The organism is Atlantibacter sp. MEI4A-1023 (assembly GCF_056155425.1).
This window is the reverse complement of sequence record NZ_CM149568.1, coordinates 4,020,278-4,031,848: the sequence shown is the minus strand read 5'-3', so window position 1 is coordinate 4,031,848 and position 11,571 is coordinate 4,020,278. Positions and strand designations below refer to the sequence as shown.

Genomic DNA, 11,571 nt, shown 5'->3' with positions numbered 1-11,571 from the left:
GGAAAAAGCGCAATCGGTGATTGTGATGGGATTCAAAAAACGCAGGGAATAACGGCAGGCGAGCCTGCCGTTTATATGCTTAACGGCTGCGGGCGAGGTATGTCGCCATCTCGTCGGCGGGCACCATGCCGCCGCCAGTGGCCCAGACCAGATGGGTGGCGTTGCGTAGCGCCTGCTCGCTAAAGCGGCGGCGATAGGCGTCATCCCAGCGCCACGGGCCGGGCATACCGGCCAGCGCGGAGGGCTCCAGCGCGATATGTTCCTGCTGGTTCAACATACCCAGCAGGGTGAACAGCGTGTCATCGCTCAGGGTGTAATAGCCGTCGATTAAGTGCTCCATCGCCCGGCCCACAAAACCGGAGGCGCGGCCCACCGCCAGACCGTCGGCGGCGGTCTGGTTATCAATCCCCAGATCCTGCACCGAAATAGCGTCATGCAGGCCAGTGTGGACGCCGAGCAACATACAGGGCGAGTGGGTCGGCTCAGCGAAAATACAGTGTACCGCATCGCCAAACGCCAGCTTCAGGCCGAACGCCACGCCGCCTGGGCCGCCGCCGACGCCGCAGGGCAAATAAACAAACAGCGGATGGTCGGCATTCACCTTAATTCCCGCGTCTGCGAACTGGCGTTTTAGCCTGCCGCCCGCCACCGCGTAACCCAGAAACAAATTGTGGGAGTTTTCATCATCAATAAAGAAACAGCGCGGATCCTGTTCCGCCTCGCGGCGGCCCTGTTCCACGGCGACGCTGTAGTCATCCGCGTATTCCACCACCGTGACGCCGTTGGCGCGCAGCAGCGCTTTCTTCCATTCCCGCGCGTCCGCCGACATATGCACGCTCACCTGAAAGCCCAGCCTTGCGGAAGCAATGCCGATAGACAGCCCCAGATTACCGGTGGAACCGACCGCGATACGGTGCTGGCTGAAGAACTGGCGAAACGGCAGGTCCGCCAGTTTGCGGTAATTATCGGTAAGCTGAAGCAGACCCGCCTCAAGCGCCAGTTTCTCGGCATGAAATAGCACTTCGTAGATCCCACCACGCGCTTTAATCGATCCAGAGACCGGCAGATGGCTGTCTTTTTTGAGCCACAGTTGGCCAGGCAGCGGCTGCGCATAGTGCGCTTCAAGCGCGTTTTGCATGGCGGGGATGGCCACGCAGGGGGATTCGATAATCCCGCCGCTGGCAGTGGTTTTCGGGAAAACGTGGGCTATCCAGGGCGCAAAGCGTTGCAGACGGGCTTCAGCGTCTTGCACATCGTGATGGGTTAAACCAACCCAGGGCAATCCTTCAACCAGCGAAGTGACGGCAGGATTAAACCACTGGGTTTCGCGCAGGGCGATAAGCTCGTTCAGCAGCGGAAAGCGGCTGACCAGTTGCGGAACAGTTGGCGCAGGCATGGGGGCTCCTTGTCGTTATTGAGCCCATCTTACCCGTCAGCCTTCGGATTTCACTACCTTAATGTCCACCATCCCGATGCCCAGCTTACGCGGCGAATGGCCGAGAATATTGCCTTCGTTGGTTTCCTGCGGGGCAGGGGGCACAATCACCAGCGTATTGCTGCGTGACGGGTTATCGAAATGCAGGGTGGTGGTGGTGACGTCATTGCCCAGCGTCAGGGTCTGTTCGCTGTTGCCGACCCGTACCGGGATCGGCTGGTTGGCGTTCGGCCCAAAGGCTTTGGCGGTGATCACCAGCTCGAATTTCTCCGGCAGCGGCTGGTTGTATTCAATCTTTACTTCTTTATCCAGTTGCGCGTTGGACCAGCGCCCCCAGGATTCCGGGCGGGAAATTCCGCTGAAGCTTTTTACCTCTTCCGGCGCGCCAGCGACGTTGAACACAAAGCTATCGGCTTTGTAGCGAATGTCGTTATCCACGGTTTTCAGCATGTCGACGTTACCCTGGTAGCGCAGGGTATCGATTACCGTATCGCGAAACGCCGCTTTGCCTTGCCACTTCGGTTTATCGACATGGCTGATTTTCTGCTCGCCGCCTAGCTGGCCTTGCGACACGCACCAGTCGGTGGATAACGCCCACTGTGAAGACCACAGGCGAGCCATTTTGTAGCAGCGATCGATCCAGATAAAGTTATCGCGCGGAGCGAAATCCGCCAGTTGATAGCGCAGCGGTGCGGAGTATTCGCTTTCCGGCAGCGGTTCGACTTTTTTATCCGATACCCGCAGAAGCAGCGGCAGGCGGAAGTTCGAGCCGGAAAACGCGATGGTCTGTTTTTCCTGATCGATGGTGAAGTCTTTAATTTCGCGCGGGAAATTCCACAGGCGGATCACATCCGGCTTCCAGGCCAGTACTTTCTCTTTCATGTTCAGGAACACGGTGGACAACGAGTCCCCGGACAGGCTGCTGCGCCCGAGGCCAATAAAGTTATCGCCGCCCAGGATGTCCAGCACCGTCGCGCCGTTATCCATGGTGTTGCGTTTAACCGCCATCACTTCCTGCTGGGGCTTATCGCCGCGCAGCACGAAGAAAAGGTTGTTGCGATCCTGCTGATTGAGGTATTTCCAGGCGGTGTTGTTCATCGCCAGGTGATCGGAAGAGACCACGATAACGGTATTTTTATAGTACGGTGACGCTTTGATTTTATTAATAAATGCCGCGATGTGCTGCTGGCTACAGGTTACCGCGCTAAAAGACTGATTGGCTTTGCCATCGATTTCATAACGTTTGCGCTCGCAGGTGCGTGATACAAAGCCATCCGGGTGATGCGTGTCCACCGTCAGGGTAAACAGGGAGAAGCGTTTGCCTTCTCTGGATAACGTTTCGAATTTTTGCCACGCCTGGTCGAGAACCGTGTCGTCGTAGAAGCCCCAGTCGTTGCGGTAATGCGGATCGGCAACCACGCTTTTCAGCTCATCCGCGCCGTATAAATGGTCGAAACCGTGGGATTTTAAAAATACGTCTTTCCCGGCGAAGCGCAGGCTGGCACCCTGGACAAAGTGGTTTTCGTAACCGGAGTTTTTCAGGATATCGCCAAGGCAGATATTCTGTGGGAAGAAGCTCGACATGGACGCCGACGCGTTGCCTTCAAACGGCGCGAACAGCGGAATACCGCACTGAGAGGCCACCATGCCGGCGATGGTGTAGTCGGTGCCCGGCAGTTGTGCGGTCTGGCTGAAATCGATCCCTTCATTTTTTAACGCGCCCAGCTCCGGCGTAAGGCCGGGGAAGGCCTGGTCGTCAAAATAGGTGCGTTCCAGGCTTTCGCCATAGATATACACCAGGTTGAGCTGCGGATTATCAATGACCTTTTTCGGCTCTTTGTAGTACGCCACAAAATCAGGATCGCCGTCGCGGCTTTGCGACTTCACCAGCTCGCTGATTTGGCGAAACGCCGGACTGGCGTCCACGGAGGCAAGCGCCATCACCAGCGCCAGCAGGCTGTAACCAAAATGGTAAGGGCGATGACGGCGGCGGCGTAACACCCAGGCCAGCGCGCCAAACACCAGCACCAGCGCGGCAATCAGACCAGCGCCAGGCAACAAGTATTTACCAATGCCCGCGCCCGCCAGGCTGTTGGTTAGCGTGTAGATCACCGCGTCGTTAATGCCGTCGCCGGTAAAATAGTCGCTGGCATAAAGGGTGATGTTTAAAATAACAAACAGGCCAAGAACCACCAGGGTGGCGGCAAACCACCAGGTATTACGGCCCGCCTTGAGGGAATAAATCACGATCGAGGCGATAAATAAAACAACCGAGAGCAGTTCTGACAACGCCAAATCCTCACCAGCAGGCACCACGCCTGTTCAGTCAATCATCTTTTTTAACAGCACAATCTAACTTTTCGGTAACACAGCTGCAATTCTAGTGTCATCAAAGTCTGTAGTGGTTAAGAATTGGTTTAGTTATGGGATTATTTGATTGCGCGCACATTACGTGTTGGCAGGTAGTGTAGCGGCAAAGTGTGGGGGAAATAAGGAGACAACGGGTGCAAAAAAACACCCGTTGGGAAGTTACATCAGGAAATTAACGCCCTGCTTGAGGACCAGATCACACGCCTTGGTTTTCACTTTTTCCGCTAATGGCGAATTGCCAATGGTCGCCAGGTCAAGCTGTTCGCCTTTTGCCGTATTCAGCATCCCCATCAGCCCTTCGGTGTAATCTGGCGTGGTGGTTTGCGCCTGCGGCGTGCTCAAGCCTAACTTTTCCATAATCTGGTTTTTAACGTTTTCGGTATTGGTCGCGGAAACCAGTTTTTGCTTCATGCAGTAACCGAGGATGCCCGCCACGTTAGGCATATTTTCTGAGCTTAACGCCTGGGTTCCGCCGGTGAGCAGACCACTGAGCGAGGACAGCGAGTTGCTTTGCGTACCGCTGGCTGTGGTCTGGCTCTGGGACTGGCTCAACTGGCTGGCGGCGTTGGATAAGCTCTCTTGCCAGGTCGCGGCATAGCTGCTGGTCGCCATCAACATTGCGCCACAGGCGGCAAGCTGAAACATCTGTGTTACTGATTTCATCGGCACGATCTCATGGTTGGCCTGGGTGCAGGCAAAAGTCGTGGCTAGTGTATACCGGGCCCAGGGGAAGGAAGGAGAGGGGAGCAGGCGTTTCAGAACCTGGCGCCTGCTGTTTCGGAGTTATCTGGCGCTTTTACACTTCACGACCGGTGACACGGCTGCGGTAGCTGTCCCAGTCGAAGTTCACCCACAGGCTATTGCCCAGCCGCATACGATCCATGACGCGTTCGCCGAGCAGCGCATTCATCTCTTTGATAGGCAGGTTGGTGAGCATCCCGGTGGGGCGTTTGGAGGAAGAGCGGCGGTCGACGATCTGGTTAATGATCACTTTTTCGTAGCGCGATTCGGTCTGCATACCGATCTCATCGATCACCAACAGATCTACGGTGCTGAGATCGTTAATCAGCCGCTCTTCGGTAGTATCCGCGCCATCGCTGAAGGTGTTTTTCATCGCCGACATAATATCTGCCACGGTAATGATCATCACCGATTTGCCGCGCAGCAGCAGTTCGTTGCAGATGGCGGCGGCCAGATGGTTTTTGCCAGTGCCAGGACGGCCTGAAAACACAAAGCTGGCGATGTTGCAGTCAAACTCCGCCGCGTATTTCCTGGCGCGTTCCAGCGCCTTCATCTGTCCTTCCGTTTCGACCTGATAGTTGTCGAACGAGCAGTTCATATGCAGTTCACGGATGCCGGATCGCTTAAAGGTACGCTGCATTTTCATGGCCTGGTTTTCGCGGGCGATGGAGGCCGAACGCAGTTTGCCTTGCTCTTGTTGCCAGGCGAGCAGCTCTTCGGCGGTGGTGAACGCCGGTTTAACATCGCGGGGCATCATCTTTTTCAGCCGCGTCATCAGGTCAGTGACGTGTTTCATCGTTAGCCTCTGAATCCATCGGGAATGCTGTTATCGGGTTGCGGCACGCTGTTAACGTCGCGTCGCGCCGCGCCGCCGTTGCTGGCCCGGCTGATTTGCACGCTGCGCGCCAGTTTCTGCTGCCACTGTACATGATGAAAGACTTTGCCTTCCGCCTGCCAGTAACTGATAAACGTCGCCAGTTCTTCGTCGGTCACCGGCTGGATTAAGTTAACACCCCATAGCGCCGCCATACGCTGGAAATCGGCATCGGGTTTCCATGCCGGATACATGGCGAATTTGCCCAGCGGCACCGGCACCGGATGGCTTTGCGCGGTGAGTTCATCAAACAGCTGATCTTCCAGGGCGACATCCGACTGCGGCGCGTTTAACCGGGCTTCAAGCGCAATGAGCTCCGCCATGCGGGCAGGCGATACGGCGTAAAAGGCCGGGGCGTTATCTTTAAAGACCGCCAGCGCCCCGCTGTCAGCGCGGGAGAGGGCGCCCTGCGGGTCGTGATAAAAGGCATCAATACCGATAACGTCGGGTGTGAGGATTTTGGAAGACATAAAACGTTCTCAAAACAGGAGGTTAACTACACGGGCTGACAAGCATCAGTCCTGGCTGGCGATGCACTTTCCATAGTAGCACAGTCGGGGGATGCTTTTGACGCTTCCCCCGACATTCATGACGATCAGACGCGGGGCTTTTTGCGGTATAACCATAACCCCGGCAGCGAGAGGCCAATAGACAGCGCGCCGACAATAAAAGAGGCTTTCAGGAAATTGGTGACCAGCGCCACCATCAGCGGGTCGCTGTAGCCGAAGTGGCTGAGTTTTACAGCGGAGATCATGGCGGTATAAGCGTAGATCCCCGGGAACATCGGGATCACGGCGGCGACGGTAAACACCTTGGGATGCGCCAGATACCAGCGCGACCAGCGGATGCCGATAATGCCCACCAGTATTGAGGCGACAAACGTGCTCCACTCGATATTGAATCCCGCCGTCATCATCGCCATCCGCGAACCATGACCTATCGCGCCCAATAACGCACACCACGGCAACGCCCGCTGTGGCACGTTGAATACCAGCGCGAATCCTACCGCCGGAATGGCAGATAGCAGCATGTCCTGAAGCAGCGCGAGGATAAAATCGATTACGCCCATCCGCGCAGCCCCCACAGTGATAATGCCATCACCACGCCAATACAGGTCGCCAGCGTCAACAGGCTTGCCATCGCCCAGCGTGCCAGGCCGGTGTTGATATGGCCTTTAAACATATCCGCCACGGCATTTATCAGCGGGAAACCGGGCACCAACAATAATACGCTGGCGGCCATCGCCACGGTTGAGGTGTGAAGAAAGGGGGCAAGCGTAAGCAGCAAGCCGGATACTGTGGTGGCGACAAACGCCGTCAGACAAAAGTTGATCTGCGGATGCAGGTGGCGCTGGGTAAAGACCTGGCGCACATACATGGCCACGGCGCTGGCGATAAAGGTCACCAGCGCGCCATCCCAACCGCCGTTGTTTAGTTTGCAGAAGCAGGCGCAGGACAGCCCCACCATCGTAACTACCAGCCAGCGCGGATAGCGCAATGGCTTAATCTGATTAAAGCGTTTTTTCACCGTTGGGAGATCGATGAGTTTATGCTCCGCCAGAATCACGATGTGTTGAACCTCAGTGACCACATGCATATTAATGCCGCGATCGACGTTTTTGCGCGTTGAGGTCAGGCATTGATCGTCCTTAATGGTCGTCAGCACGATAGCGTTTGCAGAAATGGAGCTTTCCACGCTGTCCATACCTAACGCCAACCCTAACCGGGTCGACAGTTCTTCAATCAGCGCACTTTCGGCACCGTGCTGTAATAAAAACAGACCGCACTGAATACATAAGCGGGTGACTTCCCGCTGCGTAACAACTTCTTGTTCCATGGTTCAGGCAAAACACTCGACAACAAAAAGAGAAGAGAACGGTTTTAACATATCGGTCAGCATAACATTTAGTCATCAGGATCAATTTTTCAGCAGAAAGTTATTCGCTTGCTGGATCTGGATAAGGCATAAATTCTGCGAAGTTTTGCAACCAAAACACCTTTTGGTGGTTTGTTTCGAAGGGGCAGGTTTTTTGGGCCAACCATGCTAAATAAAGAGAGGAAAACTGCTTTTAAAAAATATTGTAATCGGTGGGTTATCTATTTTTTAAATTATTTCTATCATTTGGACTTCGACAGCTTTGGCTCTCCTGTTTTTGATGGTTTTTTTAGCTGGCTGCCCGTAAGCCGACCTCAATAAAGGAATAGCTATCAAAAAATCGATAAAACGAGGCGTTACTCGCCTCGTTAAATCAAAAGTGGTTATTTATTAACTGTCTTTTGTATGATTATGGATAACCTGTTCAGCTTTCTGTATTGGGGACACTATTTTTAAATAATGTATTTAATTAATCTAAAACCATTTGATGGCTATTAAGAGGGAGCGTAATAGCGATTAATGTTTATTAATGGACAGTATTGGTTTCAGTTTGTAACTCTTTTCTTTCGTTATGAATTTATTCTTAATTCACTTTTTATTGCTACATATTGACTCTTTGAAAGCGCATTTTTAGAATGTTCTTAAGTTAATCGTGCCTCAGGCAGAATGCATTCGTGTTCTGCGGTTTTTCGATGCTTGAGAGTAAACTCAATCTATTAATTAAAATATTGTAAAAGCTTAAATCATACAGGATAAGAATATCTATAAAATATTCATGGAGGAAGTGTGTTGCCCATTTACAACAGGCAAGGAATTGTCGTTAGCGAAACGCCTTTAATGCATACGGGACTTCAGAAAGTCGTCGATAGTCATATCGAACGAATGGGGCTGGTGCATTTTACCGATGTGAAAAACATCGGTAACAGCGAATTAATGCGAGCCTCGGTAGTTATCGCTGAGCTGGGTGGTGACGAGCAAAAACTTGCCCGTGAATGCGATATTTACTATTCCTTGATCTCCCGTTTCCGGGAGATTCACTGGGTGTTTTTAGTTCCCAGAGCATGTTTTGCCAGGGCGGTCGAATGGTTGATGCGCCCAGAAACCACGTTGCTATCAACGTGCGAATCCACAGAAATCATAGCCAATGCCATTTTCCTGGGGAGCCAGAAAGTCGAACGGATCAGCCATTTACTCCTGGCCACCAAAGAGGATGGCAACAGTGATGATGAAAACACGCCGTTATTAACGGCTTCAGAGAAACAAGTCTTACGGTTGTTAGCGAAAGGTTGGGGTATCAACCAGATAGCTCAACTGCTTAAGAAAAGTAATAAAACCATTAGCGCTCAAAAACACAGTGCAATGCGTCGCCTGGCGCTGAAATCCAATGCTGAAATGTATGGGTGGATAAATAGCTTCCAGGGGTTAAAGGAGTTGAATTTATTATCTATGCACAGGGAAACACAACAATGGAACAATATGGCAGTGAACTAAACATTGCGGTAATAGAAACCTGCGCATTAATTGCCGCAGGAATGAAAGCGCTTTTTGCGAAGCAATCTCAATACCGCGTCACCTTTTTTAATAACCGGGATGAGTTTATGCAAATGCGTGCGCATATCCCGTTCCACGGCGTTATTTTTTCGCTGTCCGGATCACGGGAGCATCGCCGGGATTGTCTGCAATTATTTAGCGAAATCGCCTCCGTACAGCCGAGCCTGAAACGTATTGTTATGGTGAATGGTACTGATGAAGCGAAATTAATTACCCAGCTGTCGCAAACGATGATCAGCGGCGTGGTGAATAAGGATTCGCCGGTGGTGCGCTTCTATGACGAGCTTTCAGCATTGCTGAATGATTCAGGGCGCGCTACCGAGAACAGCGCTAACCACTGGTATATTAGTAATAGCCCGCGCTTGCTTAGCCCTACCGAGCGCGTCATCCTGCGCTATTTGACAGATGGTTATTCTGTTTCGCAGATCGCGTCCTGTCTTGAGAGGAACATCAAAACGATACGCGCGCATAAATTTAATGCCATGCTGAAGTTGGGTGTCAATAATGATGCCGGGCTGTTAGATGCGGCGGATATCCTGCGCTATCGCAATAACTTTTTGTAAGTTATTCAGGCCGGAACCGGGCCTGAATAATGCATCGCGCGAGACTTACTGACACACATCAACCCAGTGCGCGGCGGTGAGTTCCGCCAGCCGCTGGGGAGAAATACGTACGGCGCTATGGATGGCGCCCGCTGCGGGTAACACTTCCTGATACGTTTGCAGCGAAACGTCGCAATAGACCGTGAGAGGGTGCTCCAGCCCGAATGGGCATACCCCGCCAACAGGATGTCCCGTCCATGTGACAACTTCATCGCTATTCAGCATGCGCGCCTTAGCACCAAAAGTAGCCTTAAGTTTTTTATTATCCAGCCGCGCATCACCCTTTGCGACGACCAGGATAATCTCTTCTTTCACTTTCAGCGATAACGTTTTTGCAATTTGGCCGGGCTCAACGTTATGCGCGGCCGCTGCCAGGGCTACCGTCGCCGTGCTTTGATTTAATTCGATGATGTCGATATCCGGGGCGTGCTCAGCTAAAAATTTACGTACAGACTCAATACTCATTATGGGCTCCTGCATCATGTCGCCCATTAATCTGGCACAGCGGCTTTGCGCTTGTAAATTGACAATCTTTCACCTGCCGTTAACACCAGACCAATTAGCGATCTTCTTCACAATGACAAAAAGTGGACACTGTAACCGGTTGCAGGCCTGGTGGGGCGGATTAATACTGAGTTCGTTATCTCTTTCTGATTCATTCGATTAGTCGCTTCTAACCCTCTCTTTTACCGTGCTTTACGCAGGGTGTATGGGAAAGGATGCACAGTGGTCGTCGTAGTGCTGGCATCTGCATTTCATCGCCTGACAGGAGAACTGCGATGTCTGCCAATCATGCTGCATTCAATGTCATCTTCCGCTTTGTAGAAAACTATGTCAGTCCCGTCGCCGTGCGCATTTCCTCCCAGCGCCACGTTATGGCCATCCGTGATGGCTTTATTTCTGCCATGCCGTTTATGATCGTGGGTTCGTTCCTGTTGGTTTTCGCCTATCCGCCCTTTTCACCGGATACGACCTGGAGCTTCGCCCGTAGCTGGCTGGCGCTGGCGAAACAATTCGAAGGGCAGATCCTGTCGCCGTTTGATATGACTATGGGGATCATGTCGATCTACATCTGCGTGGCCATTGCTTATAACCTCGGCAAACACTACATGAAGAGTCACCAGCTTGATCCCTTTATGGGGGCGATGCTGTCGCTGATGGCGTTTTTGCTGGTAGCCGCGCCGAAAACTAAAGGCGCGTTGCCAGGAGATAGCCTTGGCGGCACCGGCATTTTCACCGCCATTCTGGTGGCAATTTACTGCGTTGAGATGATGCGTTTTTTGAAAACGCACAATATCGGCATTCGCCTGCCTGATCAGGTGCCGCCGATGATCAAGAACTCGTTTGACTTGCTGATCCCGGTGCTGGTGGTCGTGCTTACGCTTTACCCGCTCAGCCTGCTGATCCAGTCGCAGTTCGATATGCTGATCCCACAAGCGATCATGTCGATTTTTAAACCACTGGTGGCGGCAGCAGATTCGTTACCGGCGATTTTGTTGGCGGTACTTATCGGCCATCTGCTGTGGTTTGCCGGCATTCACGGTGCGGCCATCGTGTCCGGGATGCTGCAAATGTTCTGGCTAACCAACCTTGCTGCAAACCAGGCCGCGCTGGCGCAGGGCGCACCCTTGCCGCATATCTTTATGGAGGCGTTCTGGACCTTTTTTATCGTGGTCGGTGGTTCAGGCGCGACTATGGGGCTGGTGATTTGTTATCTGAGAAGCCGATCAGCGCATCTGCGGGCGATTGGGCGTTTGAGCGTGGTGCCCAGCCTGTTCAACATCAACGAACCGGTTATCTTCGGTACGCCGATTGTCATGAATCCGGTATTTTTTATCCCGTTCCTGCTGGCGCCGATGGTTAATGCAGTGCTTGCCTGGGCGGCTATGAAATTCGATCTGATTAGCCGGGTAATTTCGGTGGTGCCCTGGACTGCGCCAGCGCCGATTGGCGGTGCCTGGGCGCTAGGTTGGGATTACCGGGCCGCGCTGTTAGTGATTGTACTGGCGGTAGTGTCTGCCATTATTTACTACCCGTTTTTCAAAGTGTATGAAAAACAGCTGCTGGCGCAGGAAGCGGCGGAAAGCCAGGCGCATGAGGCCGATAGTCAGCAGGTAGCGTGA

General features: G+C 52.9%; 11 protein-coding genes. 3 read left to right on the top strand and 8 right to left on the bottom strand.

Features of this window, described 5'->3' with window-relative positions; genetic code table 11:
- Positions 1-79 precede the first annotated feature (79 nt).
- The 7 genes from dsdA to ACVV26_RS19065 all read right to left on the bottom strand — a co-directional run bounded on the left by dsdA (position 80) and on the right by ACVV26_RS19065 (position 7,256).
- Positions 80-1,396, bottom strand: coding sequence for a D-serine ammonia-lyase (dsdA, locus tag ACVV26_RS19095; protein ID WP_474798834.1), 1,317 nt, complete (start codon positions 1,394-1,396; stop codon positions 80-82).
- A 36-nt stretch (positions 1,397-1,432) separates the two neighbouring features.
- Entirely contained in the window at positions 1,433-3,724 is a 2,292-nt protein-coding gene (gene opgB / locus ACVV26_RS19090; RefSeq protein ID WP_474798832.1) for a phosphatidylglycerol--membrane-oligosaccharide glycerophosphotransferase, read from the bottom strand.
- 240 nt (positions 3,725-3,964) lie between these two features.
- Positions 3,965-4,468 carry a YjjA family protein gene (locus ACVV26_RS19085; RefSeq protein WP_474798830.1) on the bottom strand — a complete coding sequence of 168 codons (504 nt, stop codon included), beginning with the start codon at positions 4,466-4,468 and terminating at the stop codon, positions 3,965-3,967.
- 133 nt (positions 4,469-4,601) lie between these two features.
- Entirely contained in the window at positions 4,602-5,342 is a 741-nt protein-coding gene (gene dnaC, locus ACVV26_RS19080) for a replicative helicase loader DnaC (protein ID WP_474798828.1), read from the bottom strand.
- 2 nt (positions 5,343-5,344) lie between these two features.
- Complete coding sequence (gene dnaT / locus ACVV26_RS19075) at positions 5,345-5,890, bottom strand: primosomal protein DnaT (RefSeq protein ID WP_474798826.1); 546 nt, start codon at positions 5,888-5,890, stop codon at positions 5,345-5,347.
- Positions 5,891-6,015: 125 nt separating this feature from the next.
- Entirely contained in the window at positions 6,016-6,489 is a 474-nt protein-coding gene (locus ACVV26_RS19070; RefSeq protein ID WP_312985489.1) for a threonine/serine exporter, read from the bottom strand.
- On the bottom strand, positions 6,480-7,256 hold the full coding sequence (locus tag ACVV26_RS19065) for a threonine/serine exporter family protein (protein WP_312985487.1): 777 nt from the start codon (positions 7,254-7,256) through the stop codon (positions 6,480-6,482). Before ACVV26_RS19065 ends, ACVV26_RS19070 begins: the two co-directional genes overlap by 10 nt.
- Positions 7,257-8,081: 825 nt before the next feature.
- Between ACVV26_RS19065 and ACVV26_RS19060 the strand changes: the two genes are divergently transcribed.
- Both ACVV26_RS19060 and bglJ read left to right on the top strand, forming a co-directional pair.
- On the top strand, positions 8,082-8,786 hold the full coding sequence (locus ACVV26_RS19060) for a helix-turn-helix domain-containing protein (RefSeq protein ID WP_474798824.1): 705 nt from the start codon (positions 8,082-8,084) through the stop codon (positions 8,784-8,786).
- Positions 8,762-9,409 (top strand): DNA-binding transcriptional activator BglJ, encoded by a 648-nt coding sequence (bglJ, locus tag ACVV26_RS19055; protein ID WP_474798822.1) that lies wholly within the window; start codon positions 8,762-8,764, stop codon positions 9,407-9,409. The genes ACVV26_RS19060 and bglJ overlap by 25 nt, the downstream gene beginning before the upstream one ends.
- 45 nt (positions 9,410-9,454) lie before the next feature.
- Here bglJ and ACVV26_RS19050 read toward each other — a convergent pair whose 3' ends face one another.
- Positions 9,455-9,913 (bottom strand): YbaK/EbsC family protein, encoded by a 459-nt coding sequence (locus tag ACVV26_RS19050; RefSeq protein ID WP_474798820.1) that lies wholly within the window; start codon positions 9,911-9,913, stop codon positions 9,455-9,457.
- Positions 9,914-10,227: 314 nt separating this feature from the next.
- On the opposite strand from ACVV26_RS19050, the gene ACVV26_RS19045 reads away from it, so the two are divergent.
- Positions 10,228-11,571: a PTS sugar transporter subunit IIC gene (locus ACVV26_RS19045; protein ID WP_474798818.1), complete on the top strand. Its 1,344-nt coding sequence runs from the start codon at positions 10,228-10,230 to the stop codon at positions 11,569-11,571.

Excerpts from the sequence above, each read along its gene's own strand:
- ACVV26_RS19085 (WP_474798830.1), bottom strand. The coding sequence starts at position 4,468 with ATGAAATCAGTAACACAGATGTTTCAGCTTGCCGCCTGTGGCGCAATG.
- ACVV26_RS19045 (WP_474798818.1), top strand. The coding sequence starts at position 10,228 with ATGTCTGCCAATCATGCTGCATTCAATGTCATCTTCCGCTTTGTAGAA.
- dsdA (WP_474798834.1), bottom strand. The coding sequence starts at position 1,396 with ATGCCTGCGCCAACTGTTCCGCAACTGGTCAGCCGCTTTCCGCTGCTG.
- bglJ (WP_474798822.1), top strand. The coding sequence starts at position 8,762 with ATGGAACAATATGGCAGTGAACTAAACATTGCGGTAATAGAAACCTGC.
- ACVV26_RS19050 (WP_474798820.1), bottom strand. The coding sequence starts at position 9,913 with ATGAGTATTGAGTCTGTACGTAAATTTTTAGCTGAGCACGCCCCGGAT.
- dnaC (WP_474798828.1), bottom strand. The coding sequence starts at position 5,342 with ATGAAACACGTCACTGACCTGATGACGCGGCTGAAAAAGATGATGCCC.
- ACVV26_RS19070 (WP_312985489.1), bottom strand. The coding sequence starts at position 6,489 with ATGGGCGTAATCGATTTTATCCTCGCGCTGCTTCAGGACATGCTGCTA.
- dnaT (WP_474798826.1), bottom strand. The coding sequence starts at position 5,890 with ATGTCTTCCAAAATCCTCACACCCGACGTTATCGGTATTGATGCCTTT.
- ACVV26_RS19065 (WP_312985487.1), bottom strand. The coding sequence starts at position 7,256 with ATGGAACAAGAAGTTGTTACGCAGCGGGAAGTCACCCGCTTATGTATT.